Origin of the sequence: Streptomyces sp. NPDC051578, assembly GCF_044454045.1 — a bacterium.
In the GTDB taxonomy this organism is placed as follows: domain Bacteria; phylum Actinomycetota; class Actinomycetes; order Streptomycetales; family Streptomycetaceae; genus Streptomyces.
The window spans coordinates 1265182-1289779 of the sequence record NZ_JBITDH010000001.1 but is presented as its reverse complement, the minus strand read 5'-3'; the positions used below and the strand labels follow the sequence as shown (position 1 = coordinate 1289779).

Annotated in this window: 20 protein-coding genes and 1 pseudogene; 15 read left to right on the top strand and 6 right to left on the bottom strand. The window is 71.5% G+C overall.

Annotated features, from left to right (window positions below):
- Nucleotides 1-167 precede the first annotated feature (167 nt).
- Complete coding sequence (locus ACIA6C_RS05775; protein ID WP_366081965.1) at nt 168-1094, top strand: proline dehydrogenase family protein; 927 nt, start codon at nt 168-170, stop codon at nt 1092-1094.
- 32 nt (nt 1095-1126) lie between these two features.
- A complete protein-coding gene (gene pruA, locus ACIA6C_RS05770; RefSeq protein WP_361128234.1) occupies nt 1127-2758 on the top strand; it encodes an L-glutamate gamma-semialdehyde dehydrogenase in 1632 nt (543 codons plus the stop codon).
- Nucleotides 2759-2839: 81 nt separating this feature from the next.
- Here the strand turns inward: pruA and ACIA6C_RS05765 are convergent, their stop codons facing one another.
- Nucleotides 2840-3763 (bottom strand): zinc-binding alcohol dehydrogenase family protein, encoded by a 924-nt coding sequence (locus tag ACIA6C_RS05765; protein WP_399273147.1) that lies wholly within the window; start codon nt 3761-3763, stop codon nt 2840-2842.
- An 86-nt stretch (nt 3764-3849) separates the two neighbouring features.
- Here ACIA6C_RS05765 and ACIA6C_RS05760 point away from each other — a divergent pair, with 86 nt between their 5' ends.
- The gene (locus tag ACIA6C_RS05760) at nt 3850-4296 is read left to right on the top strand and encodes a MarR family winged helix-turn-helix transcriptional regulator (protein ID WP_399273144.1); all 447 of its coding nucleotides are present in this window, start codon (nt 3850-3852) and stop codon (nt 4294-4296) included.
- Between the two features lie 16 nt (nt 4297-4312).
- Here ACIA6C_RS05760 and ACIA6C_RS05755 read toward each other — a convergent pair whose 3' ends face one another.
- Complete coding sequence (locus ACIA6C_RS05755) at nt 4313-5014, bottom strand: nitroreductase family protein (RefSeq protein ID WP_399273142.1); 702 nt, start codon at nt 5012-5014, stop codon at nt 4313-4315.
- Between the two features lie 41 nt (nt 5015-5055).
- On the opposite strand from ACIA6C_RS05755, the gene ACIA6C_RS05750 reads away from it, so the two are divergent.
- Entirely contained in the window at nt 5056-5637 is a 582-nt protein-coding gene (locus ACIA6C_RS05750) for a GNAT family N-acetyltransferase (RefSeq protein WP_399273140.1), read from the top strand.
- Between the two features lie 67 nt (nt 5638-5704).
- Here the strand turns inward: ACIA6C_RS05750 and ACIA6C_RS05745 are convergent, their stop codons facing one another.
- Nucleotides 5705-7732, bottom strand: a complete 2028-nt coding sequence (locus ACIA6C_RS05745) for a phosphocholine-specific phospholipase C (RefSeq protein ID WP_399273138.1) — start codon at nt 7730-7732, stop codon at nt 5705-5707.
- A 119-nt stretch (nt 7733-7851) separates the two neighbouring features.
- Nucleotides 7852-8864 (bottom strand): annotated as a pseudogene (locus tag ACIA6C_RS05740) (NADP-dependent oxidoreductase).
- A 101-nt stretch (nt 8865-8965) separates the two neighbouring features.
- Between ACIA6C_RS05740 and ACIA6C_RS05735 the strand changes: the two are divergent.
- The 4 genes from ACIA6C_RS05735 to ACIA6C_RS05720 all read left to right on the top strand — a co-directional run bounded on the left by ACIA6C_RS05735 (nt 8966) and on the right by ACIA6C_RS05720 (nt 12740).
- Entirely contained in the window at nt 8966-9844 is an 879-nt protein-coding gene (locus tag ACIA6C_RS05735) for a LysR family transcriptional regulator (RefSeq protein ID WP_399273136.1), read from the top strand.
- Nucleotides 9845-10114: 270 nt separating this feature from the next.
- Nucleotides 10115-10246, top strand: coding sequence for a hypothetical protein (locus tag ACIA6C_RS05730; RefSeq protein ID WP_361128211.1), 132 nt, complete (start codon nt 10115-10117; stop codon nt 10244-10246).
- A gap of 136 nt (nt 10247-10382) precedes the next feature.
- Complete coding sequence (locus ACIA6C_RS05725; RefSeq protein WP_399273133.1) at nt 10383-11423, top strand: 3-isopropylmalate dehydrogenase; 1041 nt, start codon at nt 10383-10385, stop codon at nt 11421-11423.
- Nucleotides 11424-11654: 231 nt separating this feature from the next.
- Nucleotides 11655-12740: a branched-chain amino acid aminotransferase gene (locus ACIA6C_RS05720; RefSeq protein WP_190183567.1), complete on the top strand. Its 1086-nt coding sequence runs from the start codon at nt 11655-11657 to the stop codon at nt 12738-12740.
- A gap of 82 nt (nt 12741-12822) precedes the next feature.
- Here ACIA6C_RS05720 and ACIA6C_RS05715 read toward each other — a convergent pair whose 3' ends face one another.
- Nucleotides 12823-14256, bottom strand: a complete 1434-nt coding sequence (locus ACIA6C_RS05715; protein WP_399273131.1) for a cytosine permease — start codon at nt 14254-14256, stop codon at nt 12823-12825.
- 164 nt (nt 14257-14420) lie between these two features.
- Between ACIA6C_RS05715 and ureA the strand changes: the two genes are divergently transcribed.
- The 6 genes from ureA to ACIA6C_RS05685 all read left to right on the top strand — a co-directional run bounded on the left by ureA (nt 14421) and on the right by ACIA6C_RS05685 (nt 22058).
- Complete coding sequence (gene ureA / locus ACIA6C_RS05710; RefSeq protein WP_399273129.1) at nt 14421-15176, top strand: urease subunit gamma; 756 nt, start codon at nt 14421-14423, stop codon at nt 15174-15176.
- Nucleotides 15173-16906, top strand: a complete 1734-nt coding sequence (locus ACIA6C_RS05705) for an urease subunit alpha (protein WP_399273127.1) — start codon at nt 15173-15175, stop codon at nt 16904-16906. The genes ureA and ACIA6C_RS05705 overlap by 4 nt, the downstream gene beginning before the upstream one ends.
- Before the next feature lie 92 nt (nt 16907-16998).
- Complete coding sequence (locus ACIA6C_RS05700; protein ID WP_361128194.1) at nt 16999-18033, top strand: agmatine deiminase family protein; 1035 nt, start codon at nt 16999-17001, stop codon at nt 18031-18033.
- Between the two features lie 33 nt (nt 18034-18066).
- A complete protein-coding gene (locus tag ACIA6C_RS05695) occupies nt 18067-18684 on the top strand; it encodes a TetR/AcrR family transcriptional regulator (RefSeq protein WP_366082140.1) in 618 nt (205 codons plus the stop codon).
- 308 nt (nt 18685-18992) lie between these two features.
- Entirely contained in the window at nt 18993-20615 is a 1623-nt protein-coding gene (cimA, locus tag ACIA6C_RS05690) for a citramalate synthase (RefSeq protein WP_361128188.1), read from the top strand.
- A 102-nt stretch (nt 20616-20717) separates the two neighbouring features.
- On the top strand, nt 20718-22058 hold the full coding sequence (locus tag ACIA6C_RS05685; protein ID WP_399273124.1) for a hypothetical protein: 1341 nt from the start codon (nt 20718-20720) through the stop codon (nt 22056-22058).
- A gap of 38 nt (nt 22059-22096) precedes the next feature.
- Here the strand turns inward: ACIA6C_RS05685 and ACIA6C_RS05680 are convergent, their stop codons facing one another.
- On the bottom strand, nt 22097-22726 hold the full coding sequence (locus ACIA6C_RS05680) for a YceI family protein (protein ID WP_399273122.1): 630 nt from the start codon (nt 22724-22726) through the stop codon (nt 22097-22099).
- Nucleotides 22727-23001: 275 nt separating this feature from the next.
- Between ACIA6C_RS05680 and ACIA6C_RS05675 the strand changes: the two genes are divergently transcribed.
- A complete protein-coding gene (locus tag ACIA6C_RS05675) occupies nt 23002-24585 on the top strand; it encodes an acyl-CoA carboxylase subunit beta (RefSeq protein WP_361128179.1) in 1584 nt (527 codons plus the stop codon).
- Nucleotides 24586-24598 lie beyond the last annotated feature (13 nt).

Below are 24598 nucleotides of genomic sequence, written 5' to 3'. Positions count from 1 at the left end.
CAGACATATGTATGAGATCGCCGCCACGGATGCGTGACAGCTGTCGATAGCAGAGGATCGTGGGGATCCTTAGGTTTCACGGTGGTTTTACTTGCGTTTTTCCTACGTCCTCCGCCCATCCGGCGACGGATCGTATGTCCGCTTCTGCCACCCGTTGGAGGTGCCCCGTGCTGGGTCCTGCGATCCTCGCCGCTTCGCGCAGCGACAAGATGCGCCGAATCGTCTCTGCCGCCCCCGTGACCAAGCCCGTGGTGAACCGGTTCATCCCCGGTGAGACGGTCGACCAGGTCATCCCGATCGTCGAAGACCTCACGCGCAAGGGCCTTGAGGTCACCCTCGACGTGGTCGGCGAGGACATCACCACCGTGGAGCAGTCCCACGCCGCGCGGGACGCCTACCTGGAGCTGATCGAGCGGCTGGGCGCCCTGGGTCTGGGCGACAAGGCCGAGATGTCGGTGAAGCTGTCCATGTTCGGCCAGGCGCTCGAGGGCGGCCACGAGCTGGCGCTCGCCAACGTCCGCCCCGTCGTGGAGGCCGCAGCCGCCATCGGCACCACCGTCACCCTGGACGCCGAGGACCACACCACCCTCGACTCGATGTTCGCCATCCACGAGGAGCTGCGCCGGGACTTCCCGCAGACCGGCTGCGTGATCCAGGCGTACCTCTTCCGCACCGAGGCCGACGCCCGGCGCCTTGCCGCCGCCGGCAGCCGCGTGCGTATCGTGAAGGGCGCCTACAAGGAGCCCGCCGAGGTCGCGTACCAGGACAAGGCCGAGATCGACAAGGCGTACGTCCGGATCATGAAGATCCTGATGGAGGGCGAGGGGTACCCGATGATCGGGTCCCACGATCCGCGTCTGATCGCCATCGCGCAGGAGCTCGCGCGGGCGGCCGGGCGCAAACTGGACGAGTACGAGTTCCAGATGCTGTACGGCATCCGCGGTGAGGAGCACCTGCGGCTGGCCGCCGAGGGCCACCGGATGCGCGTCTACACCGCCTACGGGACGGACTGGTACGGCTACTTCATGCGCCGCCTGGCGGAGAAGCCGGCCAACCTGCTCTTCTTCCTCCGCTCGATGATCACCAAGAACTAGGTCCAGAACTAGCTCAAGGAGTTACCAGCCCCATGGATGCTGTGACCCAGGTCCCCGCGCCGGTCAACGAGCCGGTCCACTCGTACGCCCCCGGCAGCCCGGAGCGCGCACGTCTCGAAATCCAGCTCAAGCAGCTGTCCGAGAACCCGATCGACCTCCCCATGACGATCAACGGCGTCAAGCGCATGGGCGGCGGCGAGCGCTTCGACGTCGTGCAGCCGCACGACCACAAGTCGGTGCTCGGCACCTACGCCAACGCCACCGAGGCCGACGCCCAGGAGGCCGTCGACGCCGCCCTGGCCGCCGCCCCGGCCTGGCGCGCGATGTCCTTCGACGACCGCGCCGCGATCATCCTGCGCGCCGCCGACCTGCTCGCCGGCCCCTGGCGCGAGAAGCTGGCCGCGTCCACCATGCTCGGCCAGTCGAAGACCGCCCAGCAGGCCGAGATCGACACCCCCTGCGAGCTCGTCGACTTCTGGCGCTTCAACGTCCACTTCGCCCGCCAGATCCTGGCGGAGCAGCCGGCCGCGAACAGCGCCGGCGTGTGGAACCGCAGCGACCACCGCCCGCTCGAAGGCTTCGTCTACGCGATCACCCCGTTCAACTTCACGGCCATCGCCGGCAACCTGCCGACCGCCCCGGCCCTGATGGGCAACGTGGTCGTGTGGAAGCCGTCCCCGACGCAGACGCACTCCGCGGTCCTGCTGATGGAGCTCCTGGAGGCGGCCGGGCTGCCCAAGGGCGTCATCAACCTGGTGACCGGCGACGGCATCGCCGTCTCCGAGGTGGCCCTGAACCACCCCGAGCTGGCGGGCATCCACTTCACCGGCTCGACCAAGACCTTCCAGTACCTGTGGAAGACGGTCGGCAACAACATCGAGAAGTACCGGTCCTACCCGCGCCTGGTCGGCGAGACCGGCGGCAAGGACTTCGTCGTCGCGCACCCGTCTGCGGACCGCGACATCCTCAAGACGGCCCTGACCCGCGGCTCCTTCGAGTTCCAGGGCCAGAAGTGCTCGGCCTCCTCCCGCGCCTACATCCCGGCGTCGATCTGGAACGACGGTTTCAAGGAAGCCTTCGCGGCCGAGGTCGACGGCATCGCCATGGGTGACGTCCGCGACCTGACGAACTTCATCGGCGCCGTCATCGACGAGCGTTCGTTCGCCAAGAACAAGGCCGCCATCGACCGCGCCAAGGCCGACCCGACCTGCACGATCGTCGCGGGCGGCAGCTACGACGACTCCGAGGGGTACTTCGTCCGCCCGACCGTCATCGAGTGCACGGACCCGGCGAACGAGGTCTTCACGACCGAGTACTTCGGCCCGATCCTGGCCGTCCACGTCTACGAGGACGAGCAGTTCGACGCGATGCTGGAGCAGATGGAGTCGGTGTCGGCCTACGCCCTGACCGGCGCCGTCATCGCCCAGGACCGCTACGCGGTGGCCGACGCGATGGACAAGCTCCGCTTCGCGGCCGGCAACTTCTACATCAACGACAAGTCGACCGGCGCCGTCGTCGGCCAGCAGCCCTTCGGCGGTGGCCGCGCCTCGGGCACGAACGACAAGGCCGGCGCGGCGTCCAACCTGCTGCGCTGGACCTCGACCCGCTCCATCAAGGAGACGCTGGTCCCGCCCACGGACTACGCGTACCCGCACATGGGCTGACAGCCCCCCGCTGAACCCCGCCCCCGTTCCGGTACCCCCAAGCCCGGATCGGGGGCGGTTTCCATGTCCGGGGCGGGAAGGTCACGGCACCAGCACCACCTTGCCGAGGTTGCGGCGCCGCTCGACCACCGCGTGCGCGCGGGCCGCCTCCGCCAGCGGGATCTCCTCGTGCACGGACGCGCGCAGGGTGCCCGCGTCGCGCATCTCCCACCCCTCGCGCAGCCAGCGGGCGTACAGCGCGGGCCGGCCGAGGGCGATGGTCCGCATCTGGAAGCCGATCACCGACGCGCCCCGGACCAGCAGCTCGTACGCCTCCACCGTGCCGCCGCCGGAGCCGAAGGCCACCAGGCGGCCGCCGGGCGCGAGGGCGCGTACGGCGGGGGAGAGCAGATCGCCGCCGACGCCGTCGAGGACGATGTCGTACGGGTCTCCCCAGTCGGCGTCCTCGTACAGCACGACCTCGTCGGCGCCGAGGGAGCGGACGAAGGCCCCCTTCGCCGGGTCGCTGACGGCGGCCACCACCCGCCCGGCGCCCCCCGCCCTGGCGTACTGGAGCGCGAGGCTGCCGGTGGCGCTGGCCGCCGCCGTCACCAGGACCGATTCGCCGGGCTCGGGGCGCGCGGCCTCGTACGCCCCGCGCGCCACCAGACCGCTGCGCACGAGGGCGATCGCCTCGACGGCGCTCGCGCCCTCGGGGACGCGGGAGGCCATGGCGGTGTCCAGGACGGCGAACTCGGCGTAGGCCTCGGCGAAGCAGAGCCCGGTGACGCGGTCGCCGACGGCGAAGCCCGTCACGCCGGCGCCGAGGGCCTCCACGGTGCCGGCGACCTCGCCCCCGAGCGGCATCGGCTCGCTGCTCTCGCGCACCTTGCGGACGGTGGGCAGGGTGACACCGATCGCCTCGACGCGGACCAGCAGCTCACCGTCCGCCGGGCGGGGGACCTCGGCCTCCTCGCCGAACAGCACCTCGGGGCCGCCGTTGACCTCGTACCGGACGCGCAGCACGGAACCTCCTCCGCTCGATTCGTTGGATGCCCCAACGATAAAGGAGATCGTGGGGATGTCCAACGGTTTCGGGATAGGCTGTGCCCATGACTCCAGCGCCCACGCCCTCAGCGCTCGCCCGCATCCAGACCTTGCCGAGCTGGCTCGTCGGCCGGGTGGCCGCCCGGGGCCGGGCACTGGTCGCCGACGCGCTCGCCGCGGAGGGGCTCAAGCTCGCGCACCACGCGGTACTCGCGGCGACGGACGAGTACGGCCCCTTCGCCCAGGCCGACCTGGGCCGTCGGCTGGCCATCGACCCCAAGGACCTCGTCGGCCTGCTGAACCACCTCCAGGGCGAGGGCCTCGTCCTGCGCACGCCGGACCCCGCCGACCGCCGCAAGAACGCGATCAGCCTCACCCCGGCGGGCGCGGAGACCCTGGCGCGCTGCACGGCCCTGGCCGAGGCGGCGAACACCGAGTTCCTCGCGCCGCTGGAACCGGCGGAGCGGGACACCCTGCTGGCACTGCTCGGCCGGATCCACGACGCCGCGTAGGCCCGGCCCGGGGCGCTCAGACCTCGACCAGGACCTGGTCCAGGGACTTGCGCACCAGGTCGGGGACCTCGCAGTCGTCCGCGGGGTAGCCGACCGGGATGACGGCGAAGGCCTTCTCGTTCGCCGGGCGCTCCAGGACGTGGGAGAGGAAGCGCATCGGGCTCGGTGTGTGGACCAGCGCGGCCAGCCCGCTGAGGTGGAGCGCGGACAGCAGCATGCCGACCGCGATGCCGACCGACTCGTCGACGTAGTAGTGCTTGCGCTTCGTGCCGTCCGGCCCCAGCCAGTAGCGCTGCTGGAACACCACGATCAGGGCCGGGGCGTCGGTGAGGTGGGTCTTGACGGCGTCCGTGCCGATCGGGCGCAGCGCGGCGAGCCACTCCTCGCCGAGGCGGCCGTCGTAGGAGACCTGCTCCTCCTGCTCCGCCGCCGCGCGGATCTGCCGGCGCACCTGCGGGTCCTTGACCAGGACGAACGTCCACGGTTGCTGGTGCGCGCCGGAAGGGGCGGTCGCGGCGCAGGCGACGGCGTCCCGGACGGCCTGCTCCGGCACGGGATCGGCGGAGAAGTGGCGGACGGTCCGCCGCTCGTCCATTCGCTCCCTCAACTGCGCTGCGCGGGCGAGGGATTCGGCGCTCGGCATCCGCTCGGGCCGGTAGGGGACGGGCCGGTACGGATCGCCGTGGGTCGGGGTCCACTGCTGGGTCTCGGGGGACATGCAGCGAGTGTGCGCGGGCGGCCGCGGGGAGGGCCAGGAACATGCCGGTCGATCCGTGGCCGGGAGACACTGGTTCCATGACCGATACACGGACAGTCCTCGCCCACACCTCGCAACTGGCGCCCGGCGCGCCGGAGGAAGTCCGGGCGCTGCTGGACGCCGCGTTCGGCGGGGACTTCACCGACGAGGACTTCGAGCACGCGCTCGGCGGCATGCACACCCTGGTGTACGAGGGCGCCCAACTCGTCGCGCACGGCAGTGTCGTCCAGCGGCGGGTACTGCACCGGGGGCGGGCCCTGCGCACCGGGTACGTCGAGGCCGTGGCCGTCCGCGCCGACCGGCGGCGCTGCGGGATGGGGAGCGCGGTGATGGCCGGCCTGGAGGCGGTGATCGCACGGGCCTACGTGCTCGGCGCCCTGTCGGCGTCGCAGGACGGAGCCGGGCTCTACCTCGGCCGGGGATGGTCGGTGTGGCCGGGGCAGATCGGGGCGCTCGCCCCGCAGGGGGCCGTACGGCTGCCCGAGGAGGAGGGGTCCACGTACGTGTGGTCGCCGCCCGGCGGGGCCCGGCTGGACCCGGCCGGGCGGCTCGACTTCGACTGGCGCGACGGGGACGTGCTCTAGGGGGACGCCCTCCGGGCGGGGCGCGCTCCGCCCGGCCCTGCTCCGGGCCGGGCGGCAGCGACCGCGGTCAGCCCGAGACGCTCGGCGCGCCCGTCTCGATGTAGCCCGTGTAGCGGCGCGACCAGGTGCCGTCGCAGTCCGCCAGGATCGTGAAGTCGTACCAGCCGTTGCTGTACGCGACCGCGTTGAAGTAGTCCTCGCGGGAGGAGCCCGCCGGGACGGTGTACGTCCACGGGCCGTCCGTGCGGTAGGCGTTCGAGCGGATCGTGAAGGTGACCGGCGCGGCCGAGGCATTGGTCATCTTGAGGTAGAGCGCCGTCTTGCCCGTGCCCGGTTCCACCGCGTAGCGGGCCGCGACCTCCACCGACTTGCCCGCCTTCGACGCGTCGCCGATGAAGCGCCGCAGGAAGCGGTTGGGCCCGTACATCGAGATGTCGTACTTGCCGGAACCGCTGCCGAGCCCGATGTTGAAGTAGTCCGTCGCGGTGGAGCCGGGGTCGACGGTGTACTGCCAGGCCGCCGTGTCCCGGTACTGGTGGGGGTGGATCGAGAAGTGCGCCGCCTGCTTCGCCTGCGCGCCCTGGTTGGTCATCGAGAACCAGGCCAGGATCTTGCCCGCCGCTCCGAACTCGAAGCGGTCGAGGTTGCCGTTGACCTGGTACGGAAGGGCCCGCGCGGGACGGGTCCCGGGCTCCTGTGCCGGCAGGGCGTTGTCCTGGGGAGCGGGGTTGGGCAGCGGGCCGCAGGTGGACTGGCCGATGACCTTCGCGGTCGCGGGCAGCCCGGAGGGGACGCCGTAGACGGGGTGCGCGAAGTCGAAGACCCCGGTCAGGTCGCCGGTGACCTTGCGGCGCCACGCGCTGATGTGGGGACAGGTGGCCGGGGTGCCCAGGGCCGAGGTCCACGTCTCCATGAAGCGCAGCACGGAGGTGTGGTCGAAGACCTCGGAGCTGACCCAGCCGCCCCGGGTCCACGGGGACATCACGAGCATCGGCACACGGAAGCCGAGGCCGATCGGGGTGTCGTCGATGTACTCGCCGGGGGTGCCGGGCGGGGCGACCGGCGGGGCGACGTGGTCGAAGAAGCCGTCGTTCTCGTCGTAGTTGAGGAAGAGGACCGTGGAGTCGAAGACCTCCGGGTTCGCGGCGAGCGCCCGGTAGACCAGGTCGACGAAGTGCGCGCCGTCGCCGGGGGGTGCGTACGGGTGCTCCGAGAAGGCCTCGCTGGCCACGACCCAGGACACCTGGGGGAGGGTGCCGGCGACCACGTCGGCGCGGATCGCCGCCGCGATGTCGTCGGGGGTGGAGCCGGTGACCTTGGGGACCGAGCCCATGCCCCGGTCCCACAGCGGGTTGCCGGGGGCGGCGTCCGTGAACTTCTTGAAGTAGGCCAGGCCGTTGTCGCCGTAGTTGTCCTGGGCGTTCTGGTAGACCTTCCAGCTCATCCCCGCCCGCTGGAGGGCTTCGGCGTACGTCTCCCAGGTCAGCCCGGACTCGTCGCCGCCGTCCTTGCTGCCGGCGTCGACCTTGCCGCTCCACAGGAACGTCCGGTTGGGGCCGGTCGCGCTGAGAGTGGAGCAGAAGTAGGCGTCGCAGACCGTGTAGTTGTCGGCGAGCGCGTAGTGGAACGGTATGTCGCCCCGGTCGAGGTAGCCGAGGGTGCGGGTGTTGCCGACACCGAGGACCCAGTTGTCCATCCGGCCCTTGTTCCAGGCGGCGTGCTGCGAGGTCCAGCTGTGCGGGAGGCCGCCGTTGCACTGGGCGAGGGTCTCGCCGTCCACACCCCCGGCGGCCGGGGTGGCGCTCAGCTTCCAGGGGTACTGGCGCCCGCCCCAGTTGGGCTGGTTGAAGGTGCCCCAGCCGCCGGGGATGTTGCCGGCCGCCCGGTCGGCGAAACCGCGGACACCCCTGAGCCTGCCGAAGTAGTGGTCGAAGCTGCGGTTCTCCTGCATGAGGATGACCACGTGCTTCACATCGGTGATCGTGCCGGTCGCGGCCGCCGCGGCCGCCGTCGTCGGCGTGACCGCGGGCAGGGCGGCCCCCGCCACCAGCCCGGCGCCGATACCCACGAAACCTCTGCGGCTGATCGGTGTCACTGGCTACTCGCCTCCAACTCAAGTGCCCCGCTGGCACGTTGACCGAAAGAGTGGCGGGCGCCGGGTCAAAGGTCTACATCCGTGCGGTAAGAAGTCGGTGAACTTCCGGGTGGCCGGAATCAGCCGTCGACGCGAACGAGCATCTTGCCCAGGTTGTCCCCGCGGAGCAGGCCCAGGAAAGCCTCCACCGTGTGCTCGAATCCCTGCATAACCGTGGCATCCGTACCGATCCGCCCACTGCGCAGGTGCGGGACCAGGAACTCCTCCAGCTCGTCCTGGAGATTGGTGTGATGGAGAACCAATACCCCTTCCAGCCGCAGCGACTTGTGCACGATCTCGAAGAGGTTGCGCGGCGCGGCGGGGGAGCGGTCGCCGTTGTACATCGAGATCCCGCCGACCCAGGCGATCCGCCCGAACTCGCGCAGCACGTCGATCGCGCCCGCCAGGTGGTCCCCGCCCACGTTGTCCACGTACACGTCGATACCGTCGGGCGCGGCCTGCGCGAGCTGCTCGCCGACCGGCCCGTCGTGGTAGTCGAAGGCGGCGTCGAAGCCGAGTTCACCGGTCAGGTGGGCGACCTTGGCGGCCGAGCCCGCGCTGCCGATGATCCGGCGGGCGCCGAGCAGGCGGGCGATGCGCCCGGTCGCCGTGCCCACCCCGCCCGCGGCAGCGGAGACGAAGAGGTCCTCGCCCTCGCGCAGAACCGCCGTCCGGGTCAGGGCGGCGTACGCGGTCAGGCCGGTGCCGCCGAGGATGGACAGGTACGCCTCCAGCGGGACGCCCTCGTGGCCGCGGAGCTTGCGGGCGCCGTCCGCGCCCAGGGTGACCAGCGCGTGCGTGCGCCAGCCCTGCCGGTGGAAGACGAGGTCGCCTTCGGCCAGCCCGGGGTCCCGGGAGGCGACGACCCGCCCGACCGCGCGCCCTCCAGCGGGGTGTTCAGCCCGAAGCCGCCCTCGCCGCCGTCCATCAGCCCCCGGTGGTACGGGTCCACGGAGAGCAGCAGGTTGTGGACCAGGGCGGTCCCCGGAGCGGGGGTGGGGACCGGGGTGCGCACGTAGGCGAAGTCGGTGGCGAGGGGGAAGCCGGTGGGGCGGGCGATCTGGTGGACGACGTAGCCGGTCTGCGTGGTCATGGCAGTGACCGTAGGAAGGAATCACCGGGCCGGGCAGGGGGTTGGGCTCATGGAAGCCGCACACCCATGAATCCCGCTCATAGAACGAGGTGAGAGCACACGTGGCCGAGCTCGCTCCACAGGAACTGCGCATCCTGGTCGCCGTCGCCGAGACCGGTGGCTTCTCCGCCGCGGGCGCCGCGCTCGGCATCGGCCAGTCGGCCGTCTCCCACTCGGTGCGCGGCAGCGAGGCCAAGGTCGGCGCCGTCCTGTTCGAGCGGGGCCGGACGGGGGCGGTGCCCACCCCGGCGGGCGAGCGGGCCGTCGCCCTGGGCCGGCGCATCCTGCGCCTCTACGAGGTCCTGGGCGCCGAAGCCCGGGGCGCCGGCCGGCCCCCGGCCGAGGCGGTCGAGGGGGTCCTGCGCATCGCGGCGTTCCGCAGCGCGGCGCTGCACCTGCTGCCGCCCGCCCTGGAGCGCCTCACGGCCCGCCACCCCGGGCTGCGCCCCGAGGTCCGGGTCGTGCGCGAACTCGGCGCCGGCGCCGCCGGGGAGGTGCTGGCGGGCCGGGCCGACCTGGGCATCGCCACCCTCACAGGACCGGCGCAGCCGCCTTCCGGCCTCCTGAGCGGGGTGATCGCCGAGGAGGCGTACTCGCTGGTCCATCCGGCGGGACATCCCGACCCGAAGGCGCTGCCCCTGCTCGACTGGGACGAGAACTGCGGCTCCTACACGCGCGACTGGTGGGCGGCCCAGGACTGGATCCCGCGGGCCACCGTCAAGGCGGAGGACGACGGGATGGTGCTGACCATGGTCGGCCGGGGGCTCGGGATGGCGATCCTGCCCGAGCTGTCCCTGCGCGAGGCGGGCGAGTCCGTCGAGATCGCCGATCTCGGCCCCGGACGGCCCAGGAGGCGGGTGGGATACGTCACCACCGCGGAAGCGGCGTCCACACTCGCCGTCAGGGCTCTGATCAGGGAACTCCGGCCGGAAACGGGTTGAAAGGGGAACCGGATCGCCGCCTTGCGGGCACTGCGTTCGAGTCATTCCCGTCTCAGATACTAGGAAGTCCGAGTAATTGCGGAGACAGACAGCAGCACCTGCCCTAGCTTTGTAGGAGCCGAACGTCTCGCCGATCCGGCGAATGGCGGTCGAGAGCGCGCCCTTTGGCAGGCAACCCCTGCGGCGCACCGCTCCCCGCCTCTTCCGGCGCCTTGAAGGAACCCCTCATCCGTGGCCCCGCCACGCCGTGATCTCAAGGAGTCGATCACCATGACCCCCACCACCGCCGCAGTCCGCCGCGTCCGCCACTCCTCCACGGCCGACGCCGACCGCAAGAACGCCGCCGCCGCCCTCCAGCGGGCACTGGACCGCCGCGACAACGGCGGCTCCACCGGCCACTGAGCCGCCTCGCGGCCCGCCGTCACCCCCCGTCCCAGCCCCGCCGCCCGGGCCGCAACCCCGGAGCACCCCCGCACCCGTTCGTCCACATGGTGGACGGAAGATGTCTGAGGGCTGGGACAGGGAGTACGGTTCCGGCATGTCGACCAGCATCAATCTCGCAGTGATCCCCGGTGATGGCATCGGCCAGGAAGTCGTGGCTCAGGGCCTCAAGGTCCTTACCGCGGTCCTGCCCCAGGATGTGAAGCTGGAGACCAAGGAATACGACCTCGGCGCCCAGCGCTGGCACCGCACCGGCGAGACCCTCCCGGACGCGGAGCTCGACAGCCTCAAGCACCACGACGCGATCCTGCTGGGCGCCATCGGCGACCCCTCGGTCCCCTCCGGGGTCCTCGAGCGCGGACTGCTGCTGAAGCTCCGCTTCGCCTTCGACCACTTCATCAACCTGCGCCCGTCGAAGCTCTTCCCCAACACGGCCACCCCGCTGGCCGGCCGCCCGGAGATCGACTTCGTCGTGGTCCGCGAGGGCACCGAGGGCCCGTACACCGGCAACGGCGGCAGCCTGCGCACCGGGACGCCCGCCGAGGTGGCGACCGAGGTCAGCATCAACACCGCGTACGGTGTGGAGCGCGTCGTCCGTGACGCGTACGAGCGGGCCAACGCCCGGCCCCGCAAGAAGCTGACGCTGGTCCACAAGAACAACGTCCTCGTGTACGCGGGCCACATGTGGAAGAACATCTTCGACAAAGTCGGCCGGGAGTACCCCGAGGTCACCACCGACTACCTGCACGTCGACGCCGCGACGATCTTCTTCGTCACCCAGCCCGAGCGCTTCGATGTCATCGTCACGGACAACCTCTTCGGTGACATCCTCACCGACCTGGCCGCGGCCGTGACCGGCGGAATCGGCCTGGCCGCCTCCGGGAACATCAACCCGACCGGTGCCTTCCCGTCCATGTTCGAGCCCGTCCACGGCTCGGCCCCGGACATCGCCGGCACCGGCAAGGCCGACCCGACCGCGACGATCCTCTCCGTCGCCCTCCTGCTGCGCCACCTGGGCTACGAGGCCCAGGCCGTCCGCATCGAGGAAGCGGTCTCCGCCGACCTGGCCGAGCGCGACGGCACGTTCCGCTCCACCGACGCGATCGGCGACGCCCTCGCCGCGCGCGTAGCCGGCTGACCCGGCAGAGCTCCACACCCAGGAAGCCGCCGGGTCGCGATCACCGCACCCGGCGGCTTCTCCTGCGCGGCCCCGGGTGCCACCATCTCCCCTGGGCCGCGTCACCCCGTTTCTCCGAGGACACCTCGCGCGCGATAATCGAACGCGAGGCCGCGGAATACGGGGAAGCTCGGACGTCCTAGTACGCGTGAGCGCGGTCCGCCATACACAAACGGTGAAGGACAAGCACTCATGACGACGCCCACCATCGAGCTGAAGCCCTCCTCGAACCCCCTGTCCGACGCGGAGCGCGAGGCGATCTTGGCCAGCCCCGGTTTCGGCCGCCACTTCACCGATCACATGGTGACGATCAAGTGGACCGAGGGCCGCGGCTGGCACGACGCCGAGCTGGTCCCGTACGCGCCGCTGTCGATCGACCCGGCGAACATGACCCTGCACTACGCGCAGACCATCTTCGAGGGCCTCAAGGCCTACAAGCAGCCCGATGGCACCGTCGCGACGTTCCGCCCCGAGGCCAACGCGGAGCGCTTCCAGGCCTCCGCCCGCCGCATGGCGATGCCCGAGCTGCCCGCCGACCTGTTCATCGCCGCCTGCGACGCCCTCATCGCGCAGGACCGCGCCTGGGTGCCGGACTCCGGCGAGGCCTCGCTGTACCTGCGGCCGTTCATGTTCGCGTCCGAGGTCGGCCTCGGCGTCCGTCCGGCCAACGAGTTCCTGTTCATGGTCATCGCCTCGCCGGCCGGCGCGTACTTCCCCGGCGGCGTCAAGCCCGTCTCCGTGTGGCTCTCGGAGGAGTACGTCCGTGCCGTCAAGGGCGGTACGGGCGCGGCCAAGACCGGCGGCAACTACGCGGCCTCCCTGGTCGCCCAGGCCCAGGCCGCCTCCCACGGCTGCGACCAGGTCGTGTGGCTCGACGCCGTCGAGCACCGCTGGATCGAGGAGATGGGCGGCATGAACCTGTACTTCGTGTACGGCGACCGCATCGTCACCCCCGAACTCACCGGCTCGCTGCTCCCGGGCATCACCCGTGACTCCCTCCTCACCATCGCCCGCGACCTCGGCTACACCGCCGAGGAGGGCCGGATCAGCACCGAGGACTGGAAGCGCGACAACGAGAACGGCACCCTCACCGAGGTGTTCGCCTGCGGCACCGCCGCCGTGATCACCCCGGTCGGCTCGGTCAAGTCGGAGCGCGCCAACTGGACCCAGGGCACCGGCGAGCCGGGTGAGGTCACCATGAAGCTCCGCAAGGCGCTGCTGGACCTCCAGACCGGCCACACCGCCGACACCCACGGCTGGATGCACCCGCTCGGCTGATCCCGCGTACGCGCGAAGGGCCGCCCCGGACGTCGGGGCGGCCCTTTCGTATGCGCGGCTCGTATGCGCGGCGTCGCGGGGCTCAAGCCGCGACGGGCTCCTCGGCGGGGTTTTCGGCCGCCGGTGCCGGCGCCTCGCCGCCGCCGAGGGCGGTCAGGACGGTGTAGGCGAGTCCCCCCGCGAGGCCCGAGAGGACGAAGGAGCAGTCCACCCCGCCGGTCAGGGCCAGCAGCGGCCCCTCGTAGAAGGGAGTGGTCACGGCGAGCAGGCCGACGCCCGCGCCGATCGCCCAGGCGGCGGTGGCCTGGAGGTTCCACCCCGCGCGGTACCAGTAGATCCCGCCGACCGAGCGGCGGTTGAAGACCTGGAGCGCGTCGGCGTCGTACTGCCCGCGGCAGCGGACGTAGCCGATGAGGGTGATGACGGCCCACGGCGTGCCGATCGCCGTCAGCAGCAGGACGAACGAGGTCATTGCGGACTGGACGTCCCACTCGAACGAGCCGATGAAGACGAACGCGGTGGCGACGGCGGCGGCGATCACGGTGGCCTTGGTCCGGGTGGCCTTGGGGACGATCGCGTCCAGGTCGAGGCCCATGGAGTAGAGCATCAGCCCGGCGTTGCCCACCGAACCGGCCGCGGCCGCCGCGAGCAGCGGTACCAGGTACCAGAAGGGCGCCGCGGCGACGAGCGGTCCGGCGTAGTCGGTGCCGGCCCCGGCGGCGAGCGCGGTGTACGTACCGAACAGCTGCGGGATCAGCAGGCCGATCGCCAGCCCCAGACAGGTGCCCCAGAAGACCTTGCGGGAGCTGTGCCGGGTCGGGGAGATGTAGCGGGTGTAGTCGCCCAGCAGGGTGATGAAGGCGACGGGACCGCTCAGACCGGCCGCGACGGCGGCCAGCAGCCAGGTCGGCCAGAACGAGCCGAGCAGGTACTGCGTCCCCGCCGGCGCGGCGGTGGTGAAGTCGGGCGCGTAGGCGTAGATGCCGATGGCGAGCAGGACCACCATGCCGATGGACAGCACCTTGCTCATGCGCAGCAGGAGCCGGTATCCGAAGACGGCGCCGACGACGGTGAAGGCGGCCAGTACGCCGTACATGACCGCGTGGGTGGCGCCGGTGTCCGGGAGCCCCATGAGCCGGGCCAGGGTGGCGACCATCACGTCGCCTCCGATCCACAGGGTCAGGGCGGTGTACCCGAGCGCGAGGAGCAGGCCCACGACGGAGCCGACGAGGCGTCCCCGGACGCCGAACTGGGCGCCGCTGGAGGTGGAGAGGTTGGTGGCCGTCCGCAGGGAGACCAGCGCCAGCGGCGCGGTGAAGGCGATGCCGACGACGGTGCCGGTCACGATGGCCGTCAGCGAGGGCCACAGCCCGAGCCCGAAGGACGGGGGCAGCCAGCCGAACACGATCACGCCGAGGCAGAGATTGGAGCCGAGCAGGATCGAGACCAGGTCACGGGGACCGCTCGTCCGCTCCTCCTCGGGGATCGTGTCGACTCCGCGCTGTTCGATGGGCATGGGGGAGCTCCCTTGGCAGGGCGGGTGAGTGCGCGATGAGTGCGCTTCGTTTGAGCGACATTCAATGTGACTCAAGCGCAGGTCTCAGGTCAATGCTTCGTTGCAGGGCAATGAAGAGTTAGAGTGATGCTCTAACCCATCGAGGCAAAAGGTGGTGGATCGGCGTGCGGCTGACCCCTACGGAGCGCGACCGGCTGCTGCTGCGCGGCGCCGCTGAACTGGCCAGGGCCCGCCGGGCCCGCGGCTTGCGGCTCAACGTCCCGGAAGCCACCGCGCTGATCGCGGACACGGTCTGCGAGGCGGCCCGCGACGGCAAGCGGCTGGCCGAGGCCATCGAGGAGGCGCGGAGCGTGCTCGGCCCCGACGACGTACTGCCCGGCGTGTCCGACGTGGTCACGGAGGTCCACGTGGAGGCGGTCTTCGACGACGGATCCCGCCTCGCGGTGGTCTCCTCGCCGATCCGCGGCGCGGTGGGCCTCGGCGACGACGCGCCCGGCGCGGTCGTGCCCGGCCCGGGCGCGCCCCAGCCGGAGCCGGCCTTGCACCTGAGGGTGCGCAACACGGCCCCCGTGCCGGTGAGCGTCACCTCCCACTTCCACTTCTTCGAGGCGAACCCGCGCCTGGACTTCGACCGCGCCGCGGCCTACGGGATGCGGCTGTGCGTCCCGGCGGGCTCCTCCGTCCGCTTCGACCCGCACGGCGAGGGCGAGGTCGGCCTGGTCCCGATCGGCGGCGACCGCATCGCGATCGGCTTCGCCGGGCTGGTCGACGGCCCGCTGGACGCCCCGGGCGCCAAGGCGCAGGCGCTGGCCAGGGCGGCGGCCTGCGGGTACCTGGGCGCGCAAGCGCAGGGACCCGGAGCCGCCGGAGCGCCCTCCACCGACACCGACAGCCCGCGCCCGGAAGGGAACCCGGCATGAGCCGCCAGACCCCCCACAGCGACCACTGCGCGCCGGGCAGCCGGCACATCGACCCGCACGAGTACGCCTCCGTCTTCGGCCCCCGCGCCGGCGACCGGGTCCGGCTCGGCGACTCGGGCCTGACCGTCCGGGTCGAGCACGACGCGCAGAAGCCGGGCGACGAGTTCCTGGCCGGTTTCGGCAAGACCGCCCGCGACGGCCTGCACCTCAAGGCCGCCGCCGTCCGCGAGACCTGTGACGTCGTGATCAGCAACGTGCTGGTCATCGACGCCGTCCTCGGCATCCGCAAGGTCTCCGTCGGCATCCGCGAGGGCCGCATCCACGCGATCGGCCGGGCCGGCAACCCCGACACCCTCGACGGTGTGGACGTCGTCGTCGGCACCGGTACCTCGATCGTCTCCGGCGAGGGCCTGATCGCCACCGCCGGAGCCGTGGACACCCACGTCCACCTGCTCTCCCCGCGGATCATGGAGGCCTCGCTCGCCGCCGGTGTCACCACCGTCATCGGCCAGGAGTTCGGCCCCGTCTGGGGTGTGGGCGTCAACTCTCCGTGGGCCCTCAAGCACGCCTTCAACGCCTTCGACGCCTGGCCCGTCAACATCGGCTTCCTCGCCCGCGGCTCCTCCTCCGACGCCGCGCCCCTCGTCGAGGCGCTGGCCGAGGGCGGCGCGAGCGGGTTCAAGGTCCACGAGGACATGGGCGCCCACACCCGCGCCCTGGACACCGCCCTGCGCGTGGCCGAGGAGCACGACGTCCAGGTCGCCCTGCACAGCGACGGCCTCAACGAATGCCTTTCCGTCGAGGACACCCTGCGCGTCCTGGACGGCCGCACCATCCATGCCTTCCACATCGAGGGCTGCGGCGGCGGACACGTCCCCAACGTGCTCAAGATGGCGGGCGTGCCGAACGTCATCGGCTCCTCCACCAACCCCACCCTGCCCTTCGGCCGGGACGCGGTCGCCGAGCACTACGGCATGATCGTCTCCGTCCACGACCTCAAGCCGGACCTCCCGGGCGACGCGGCCATGGCCCGCGACCGGATCCGCGCCGGGACGATGGGCGCCGAGGACGTGCTGCACGACCTCGGCGCGATCGGCATCACCTCCTCCGACGCCCAGGGCATGGGCCGCGCGGGCGAGACCATCCGGCGCACCTTCGCCATGGCCGCCAAGATGAAGGGCGAGCTGGGCCCCATGGAGGGCGACGGCGAGGGCGACGACAACGCCCGCGTGCTGCGCTACATGGCCAAGCTGACCATCAACCCGGCCATCGCCCACGGCCTGGCGCACGAGATCGGCTCCATCGAGGTCGGCAAGCTCGCCGACATCGTGCTGTGGCGCCCGCAGTTCTTCGGTGCCAAGCCCCAGCTGGTCCTGAAGTCCGGCTTCCCGGCGTACGGGGTCACCGGTGACCCCAACGCAGCCACCGACACCTGTGAACCCCTCGTCCTGGGGCCGCAGTTCGGCGCGTACGGGGCCACGGCCGCCGACATCTCCGTCGCCTTCGTCTCCGCCGCGGCCGCGGCGCTCGGATCCGACCTGATGCCCACGCGCAGGCGCCGGGTGGCCGTACGCGGCACCCGCGGCATCGGCCCCGGCAACCTCCTGCTCAACTCCCGGGTGGGCGCGGTCGATGTGGACGCGCGCAGTGGTCTCGTCACGCTCGACGGTGACCCGCTGCGCTCCGAAGCGGCCGATTCGGTCTCCCTCAACCGCCTGTACTTCTTGTAAGCCGGCACAGCCCCGAGCCGGCACAGCCCCGAGCCGGCACAGCCCCGAGCCGGCACAGCCCCGAGCCGGCACAGCCCCTTAAGGACCCCCTCATGACGAAGCCCGCCGCCGACGGATTCCGGATGCCCGCCGAGTGGACGCCCCACGAACGCACCTGGATGGCCTGGCCCAGCCCCAACCCCACCTTCACCAACGAGCAGGAGCTCGCCGAGGCCCGCGAGGCCTGGGGCGCCGTGGCCCGCGCGGTTCGCTCGTACGAGCCCGTGACGCTGGTCGTCGCGCCCGGTGACGCCGAGAGCGCCCGCGCGATAGTCGGCGACGACGTACAGATCGTGGAGCGGGAGCTCGACGACGCCTGGATGCGGGACATCGGCCCGACCTTCGTCACCAACGACGCCGGCGAGCTGGCCGCCGTCGACTGGACCTTCAACGGCTGGGGCGCCCAGGAGTGGGCGCGCTGGGGTCACGACGAGAAGATCGCCCGCCACGTCTCGGACCTGACCGGCACCCGGACGTACAGCACCTCCCTGGTCAACGAGGGCGGCGCCATCCACGTCGACGGCGAGGGCACCGTGCTCCTCACCGACACCGTGCAGCTCGGCGAGGGCCGCAACCCCGGCTGGACCCGCCAGCAGGTCGAGGAGGAGATCCACGCCCACCTCGGCACGACCAAGGCGATCTGGCTGCCGTACGGCCTGGCCGGCGACTACGGCACCTACGGCACCCAGGGCCACGTGGACATCGTGGCGGCCTTCGCGCGGCCCGGCGTGGTCATGGTCCACAGCCAGCCCGACCCGGCCCACCCGGACCACGAGCGCTGCAAGACCATCGCCGCCATCCTGCGCGCCTCCACCGACGCCCGGGGCCGGCAGCTGGAGGTCGTGGAGATCCCGGCGCCGACCGTGCTGGAGGAGGACGGCGAGTGGGTCGACTACTCGTACATCAACCACTACCTGTGCAACGACGGCGTCGTCCTGTGCTCCTTCGACGACCCGCGCGACGAGGAGGCGGCGGAAATCTTCCGCGGTCTGTTTCCCGGGCGGACCGTGACCCTCGTCGACGCACGTACGATTTTCGCCGGGGGTGGCGGTATCCACTGCATCACCCAGCAGCAGCCGAAGGTCTGACCCGGGCGGTCGGACCGATGTGAGGAGAGGCCCATGGCGGCGGGTGGAGTACGACCGGCGCGGAAGAACGCCCCGCCGCGCGAGGACGTACTCGTCGCCGCCATGGCCACGATCGCCGAACGCGGCCTGGACGGCCTCACCATGGCCGGTCTGGGCCGCCAGGTCGGCATGAGCAGCGGCCACCTCCTCTACTACTTCGGCAGCAAGGACGAACTGCTGCTCCAGACGCTGGAGTGGAGCGAGGCCGCGCTCGGCGCCGAGCGGCGGGCCCTGCTCTCCCGCCGCGGCCCGGCGCGCGAACGGCTGGCCGCCTACGTGGACCTCTACGTCCCCGACGGCGCCCGGGACCCGCACTGGACCCTGTGGCTGGAGGTCTGGAACCGTTCGCAGGACGCGGGTCCCCGCGAACGCGAACGGCAGGCCGCCATCGAGGGCGCCTGGCACCGCGACCTCGTGGCCCTGCTCGCCGAGGGCATCTCGCGGGGCGAGTTCCGCCCCGTGGACGCGGACCGCTTCGCGGCCCGGATGCGGGCCCTGCTCGACGGGTTCAGCATCCAGGTCGCCGTCGGCCTGCCCGGAATAGGGCGGGGCGACATCCTCGACCACGTGACCGAATTCGTGGACGAGACGCTCGCGGCGCCGCCCGCCTGATCCAGGAGGCGGACCGCTCGCATAGTGAGACGTCGGTCCGCGCGCACGGACCGCTGTGACACACTGCGGACGTGCCTGCTCAGCTCATGATTATCGCCAGCAGCGCGCCGGTCCGCAGTGACCGCTGAGCCGTGGAACCACCACGGGAACGCGGCCACCGTGCCCCAGACCCGCGCGCAGACCTCTCGCACCCGCGAGGGGTCTTTTCGTTTCCCGGCCCATTCCTGCCGGGAACCGGCGGCGCGCGATGATGGGGGCAGTGGATCCCCGGTCTCCGGAACCACTCATCCGACAGGAGTCAGACCAGCATGACGACGACAGAGGCGGCAGCGCCGGCAGAGGCCCTCGACGACGGCTTCCACGTCTTCGACACCACCCTGCGCGACGGCGCCCAGCGTGAGGGCATCAACCTCACGGTCGCGGACAAGCTGACGATCGCCCGGCACCTGGACGACTTCGGGGTGGGGTTCATCGAGGGCGGCTGGCCCGGCGCCAACCCCCGCGACACGGAGTTCTTCGCCCGCGCCCGCGCCGAGATCGATTTCAAGCACGCCAAGCTCGTCGCCTTCGGCGCCACCCGCCGGGCCGGCGGCTCCGCCGCCACGGACCCGCAGGTCCGCGCGCTGCTGGAGTCCGGCGCACCGGTGATCACCCTGGTCGCGAAGTCCCACGACCGGCACGTCGAACTCGCGCTGCGCACCACCTTGGACGAGAACCTGGAGATGGTCCGCGACACCGTCTCGCACCTGGTCGCGCAGGGCCGCCGGGTGTTCGTCGACTGCGAGCACTTCTTCGACGGCTACCGCGCCAACGCCGAGTACGCGAAGTCCGTCGTACGCACCGCCCACGAGGCCGGCGCCGATGTCGTCATCCTCTGCGACACCAACGGCGGCATGCTCCCCGCCCAGATCACCGCCACCGTCGCCACCGTCCTCGCCGACACCGGCGCGCGCCTGGGCATCCACGCCCAGGACGACACCGGCTGCGCGGTCGCCAACACGCTGGCCGCCGTCGACGCGGGCGCCACCCACGTCCAGTGCACCGCCAACGGCTACGGCGAGCGCGTCGGCAACGCCAACCTGTTCCCGGTCGTCGCCGCGCTGGAGATCAAGTACGGGCGGCGGGTGCTGCCCGAGGGCGCGCTGGCCGAGATGACCCGGATCTCGCACGCCATCGCCGAGGTCGTCAACCTCACGCCCTCCACGCACCAGCCGTACGTGGGCGTCTCCGCCTTCGCGCACAAGGCCGGCCTGCACGCCTCCGCCATCAAGGTCGACCCCGACCTCTACCAGCACATCGACCCCGAGCGCGTCGGCAACACCATGCGGATGCTGGTCTCCGACATGGCCGGCCGCGCCTCCATCGAGCTCAAGGGCAAGGAACTCGGCGTCGACCTCGGCGGCGACCGGGCGCTGATCTCCCGGGTCGTGGAGCGGGTCAAGGAGCGCGAACTCCAGGGCTACACGTACGAGGCGGCCGACGCCTCCTTCGAGCTGCTGCTGCGCGCCGAGGCCGAGGGCCGGGCCCGCAAGTACTTCCGGGTCGAATCCTGGAGGGCGATCGTCGAGGACCGCCCGGACGGCACCCACGCCAACGAGGCCACCGTCAAGCTGTGGGCCAAGGGGGAGCGGATCGTCGCGACGGCCGAGGGCAACGGCCCCGTCAACGCGCTCGACCGAGCGCTGCGGGTGGCGCTGGAGCGGTTCTACCCGCAGCTGGCCAAGTTCGAGCTGGTGGACTACAAGGTCCGCATCCTGGAGGGCAAGCACGGCACGGAGTCCACGACCCGGGTGCTGATCTCCACGACGGACGGCGCCCGCGAGTGGTCCACCGTCGGCGTCGCCCCGAACGTGATCGCGGCCTCCTGGCAGGCCCTGGAGGACGCCTTCACCTACGGCCTCCTGCGCGCGGGAGTCGAACCGGCCGAGTAGCCGCCGGTGGGGAGGGGCCCCTCCCGCCGCCCGGCGGTCCTCCCGGCGGGTCCTTATCTCCGGTTCACACGGGACGAGCCCGGTTCGGGTAGCGTCGTGACCATGAGGACCAGGCTTATATCCGTATTGTCCGGTCTGCTGCTGGCACTGTTCTCGGTCGCCTTCATGGGCGTACCGCAGGCGTCCGCCGCCACCGGAACCGCAGCCGTCGCGCAGGCCCTCAAGAAGGGCCCGGTCTACGTCGACCCCCGCGCCGAGGCACAGCTGCCGAAGGCGCAGGCCGACGCGCTGGCCCGGAAGATCGAGAAGGCCGGGAAGCCGGTCTTCGTCGCGGTCCTGCCGGCCACCGGCGAGTTCCCGCCCCAGGGGCTGCTGAGTGCCGTCCGCGCGCAGACGGGCATCACGGGGCTGTACGCGATCCGCCTCGGCAACGGCTTCGACGCCGGGGCGGACGCCTCGGTCATGCCGCGGGTCGCCGTACGCAACCTCACCGACGCCGTGAAGGCGGGCGGCCCGGTCGACGCGGTCACCGAGCTGAACAACTTCGTCGACCAGGCCCTCACCCAGACCCGGGGCAGGGCCCCGGCCTCCTGGGGAGACACGGGCGCGGACGACGGCACCCCGGTCGGCGGCCTGGTCACGCTGGGCGCGGTGGCCGTGATCGGCGGCGGCGGCGCCTACGCGCTGGTCCGGCGCAACCGGAAGAAGAAGGAAGAGGAGCGCCGCGAGGCGATCGCCCGCCTCGGCGTGGTCGTGGACGAGGACATCACCGCCTTCGGCGAGGAACTCGACCGGCTGGACTTCCAGCCCGGCGAGCCCGGCGCCGACGACGCCATGCGCGCGGACTACGGGCAGGCCCTGGACGCGTACGAGAAGGCCAAGCAGATCATGGCGCAGGTCCGTCACCCGGAGGAGGTGCGGGGAGTCACGCAGGCGCTGGAGGACGGCCGCTTCGCGCTGGCCCGCCTCGACGCGCGCCGTCAGGGCAAGCCGCTGCCCGAGCGCCGGACGCCCTGCTTCTTCGACCCGCGGCACGGCCCGAGCACCGAGGACGCGACCTGGGCCCCGGCCGGCGGGACGGCCCGTACCGTGCCCGTCTGCACGGCTGACGCCGTGCGGCTGCGCGACGGCCTGGACCCGGCGGTGCGCACCGTCGACACCGACTACGGGCCGCGGCCCTACTACGACGCGGGCCCGGCGTACGGCCCCTGGGCCGGCGGGTACTTCGGCGGGGGCATCCTGCCCGGGCTGCTCGTGGGCACGATGCTCGGTTCGATGATGTCCGGTCCCGCGTACGCCTCCGACTTCGGCGGGGCGGGCGGGTTCGACGGAGGCGACGTGTCGGGGGCCGACTTCAACCCGGGCGACTTCGGCGGCGGCTTCGACGGGGGCGGCGGGTTCGACGGGGGCGGTGGCGGGTTCGACGGCGGGGGCGGCTTCTAGCCGCCCCCGGGGGTCCGGCCGCAGGCCCGTCGAGGGCGTCAGGCCTGCTTGACGGCCGAGATGTCGAAGGTCAGCTTCACCTTGTCGCTGACCATCACGCCGCCGGCCTCCAGTGCGGCGTTCCACGTCAGGCCCCAGTCGGAGCGCAGGATCTGCGCGGAGCCCTCGAAGCCGACGCGCTGGTTGCCGTAGACGTCGGTGGCGGAGCCGTTGAACTCCAGGTCGATCGAGAGCGGGCGGGTGACGTCCTTGATCGTCAGGTCGCCCGTGATGCGGTACGTGTCGCCGCCGAGCGCGGCCGCCCCGGTGGAGCGGAAGCTCATCAGCGGGAAGGTCTCGGCGTCGAAGAAGTCGGCGCCGCGCAGGTGGCCGTCGCGGTCGGCGATGCCGGTGTCCACGGAGGCGGTCTTCACGTCGATGGTGGCCGTCGAGCGGGCCGGGTCGGTGCCGTCCAGGTGCAGGAGGCCCTCGTGGTCGGTGAAGGCGCCGCGGACGTTGGTGACCATGGCGTGCCGGACGGTGAAGCCGATGCTGCTGTGCGCCGCGTCGATGGTGTAGTCACCGGTGAGGGCCGCGAGCGCCGGGTCCACGTCCAGCGTGGCGACGGCTGCCGCGGGGGCGGCCGCGGTGGCGGTGTTCTGGCTGCTGCGTCGGGTGAAGATGCCCATGATCGCTCCTTTGGGGACGACTGCGCCGGCGGTCCCGTCGGCGGTCAAGTTTTGTTTAAGCTTCAACGACATCGACGCTAGGCCCATTCCGTTCAAATTTCAACCTCTCTGCCTCCACTGGGGTGATTTATAGGATCTCCACAACGGCCGAACCCCTCGTCTGGTGGAGTCCGCGCATCTTCGGGCGGTTCTGTCCGGGCCGGACAGCGGATCGCTCCCGAGACTGTGCGGAACCAACGGAGGGTTTTCGGCCCGTCACTTCGTAAGGTCGGTACATGACCGTTGTGGACCAGACTCCGAGCGAGCCGACGGACGCCCGCGGGCGCGTGGCCGAACTGCACTCCCTCAGGGAGCAGGCGCGGCGCGGCCCCAGTGACCGGGCGACCGAGGCACAGCACGCCAAGGGCAAGCTGACCGCGCGCGAGCGCATCGCGCTGCTGCTCGACGAGGGTTCCTTCAAGGAGGTCGAGCAGCTGCGCCGCCATCGGGCGAGCGGCTTCGGCCTGGAAGGCAAGAAGCCCTACACCGACGGTGTCATCACCGGCTGGGGCACCGTCGAGGGCCGCACGGTCTTCGTCTACGCGCACGACTTCCGGATCTTCGGCGGCGCCCTGGGCGAGGCCCACGCCACGAAGATCCACAAGATCATGGACATGGCCATCGCGGCCGGTGCCCCGCTGGTCTCCCTCAACGACGGCGCGGGCGCCCGCATCCAGGAGGGCGTCTCCGCCCTCGCGGGCTACGGCGGCATCTTCCAGCGCAACACCAAGGCCTCCGGCGTCATCCCGCAGATCTCGGTCATGCTCGGCCCCTGCGCCGGCGGCGCCGCGTACTCCCCGGCCCTGACGGACTTCGTCTTCATGGTCCGCGAGACCTCGCAGATGTTCATCACCGGCCCGGACGTGGTCCGCGCGGTGACCGGCGAGGAGATCACCCAGAACGGGCTCGGCGGCGCCGACGTGCACGCCGAGACCTCGGGCGTCGCGCACTTCGCGTACGACGACGAGGAGACCTGCATCTCCGAGGTCCGCTACCTCATCACGATGCTGCCCTCCAACAACCGCGAGAACCCGCCGCTCCACCCGACCTCCGACCCGGCCGACCGCCGCTCCGACGTGCTGCTGGACCTGGTGCCCGCCGACGGCAACCGGCCCTACGACATGCTCAAGGTCATCGAGGAGCTCGTCGACGACGGCGACGTCCTCGAAGTCCACGAGCGCTGGGCCCGCAACATCATCTGCGCGCTCGCGCGGCTGGACGGCCAGGTCGTCGGCATCGTCGCCAACCAGCCCGGCCACCTGGCCGGCGTCCTGGACATCGAGGCCTCCGAGAAGGCGGCCCGCTTCGTCCAGATGTGCGACGCCTTCAACATCCCGATCGTCACCCTGCTCGACGTCCCCGGCTTCCTGCCGGGCGTCGACCAGGAACACGGCGGCATCATCCGCCACGGCGCCAAGCTGCTGTACGCGTACTGCAACGCCACCGTCCCGCGGATCTCGCTGATCCTGCGCAAGGCGTACGGCGGCGCGTACATCGTCATGGACTCCCAGTCCATCGGCGCCGACCTCACCTACGCCTGGCCGACCAACGAGATCGCCGTGATGGGTGCCGAGGGCGCGGCCAACGTCATCTTCCGCAAGCAGATCGCGGACGCCGAGGACCCCGAGGCCATGCGCGCCCGCATGGTCAAGGAGTACAAGGCCGAACTGATGCACCCGTACTACGCGGCCGAACGTGGTCTCGTGGACGACGTCATCGACCCCGCCGAGACCCGTGAGGTCCTCGTCAGCGCGCTGGCCATGCTCCGCACCAAGCACGCCGATCTGCCGTCCCGCAAGCACGGCAACCCGCCTCAGTAAGAGCGAAGGAGAC